General features: G+C 72.3%; 1 rRNA gene and 1 pseudogene. One reads left to right on the top strand and one right to left on the bottom strand.

The features are described 5' to 3' along the window. A pseudogene (locus tag ACIQ7Q_RS33240) lies at nucleotides 1-819 on the top strand (hypothetical protein); the annotation flags it as partial. Between the two features lie 27 nt (nucleotides 820-846). Here ACIQ7Q_RS33240 and rrf read toward each other — a convergent pair. After that, a 5S ribosomal RNA gene (gene rrf / locus ACIQ7Q_RS33235) occupies nucleotides 847-937 on the bottom strand; the annotation flags it as partial.

Genomic DNA, 937 nt, shown 5'->3' with positions numbered 1-937 from the left:
GGGGCGCTCGTCACGACGATCGTCACGCGGACCACGGAAGCCACCACGGTCGTCGTCCCGACGGAACCCACCCTGCCGGTCGTCACGACGCGGGTAACCGCTCGGACCGGAACGGTCGTCACGTCGGAAGCCGCCGCCGGGGCGGGCGCCGCGGTCGTCGCCGCGCCGGTCGTCACGACGGTCATCGCGGCGGTCATCGCGGCGGTCGTCACGACGGTCGTCACGCGGACCGCGGAAGCCACCACGATCGTTGTCGCGGCGCCCGGAACCGCCACCGGAACCGCCGGCGCCTCCGCCCGAGCGGTCGTCACGACGGAAGCCGCCACCGCGCTCGTCGCGCCGGTCGTCGCGACGGAAGCCGCCGCCACCGGCGCCACCCGTGCGAGGCGTGTAACCGCCGCCACCGCCGGGGCGCCCGCCACGGTCGTCACGGGGCCCGCGGTACCCGCCGCGGTCACCACGGTCGTCCTCGCGACGCGGCCCGCGATCGCGGTCCCGGTCGCGGTCGTCTCGACGGAAACCACCGCCGCCGCCGGTGGGCCGACCACCACGGTCGTCACGGGCGCCACGGAACCCGCCGCGCTCACCACGGTCGTTGTCCCGGCGGGGACCACGGTCCCTGTCGTCACGACCACCGCGGAAGCCGCCCCTGTCACCGCCGTCGCTGCGACGCGGCTCGCGATCCGGACGATCGTCGGAAGAGTTGGGGGACATCGGGTGACTCCTGTCTTCGGGTACCACAGTCATTCTCGCGCAGCCGGCCATCGGCCGCGCTTCGTCATTCTCGGAAAAACAAAAAGGACCCTTGGCCCAGCGTGAACGCTGGACCAAGGGTCCTGAAAGATTGTTCGGCGGCGTCCTACTCTCCCACAGGGTCCCCCCTGCAGTACCATCGGCGCTGAAAGGCTTAGCTTCCGGGTTCGGAATGTAACCGGGC

Origin of the sequence: Streptomyces sp. NPDC096176, from assembly GCF_044763255.1 — a bacterium.
Classification (GTDB): Bacteria; Actinomycetota; Actinomycetes; order Streptomycetales; family Streptomycetaceae; genus Streptomyces.
Note: the sequence above shows the minus strand (reverse complement) of the source record. Positions and strands in the feature narration are given on the sequence as shown.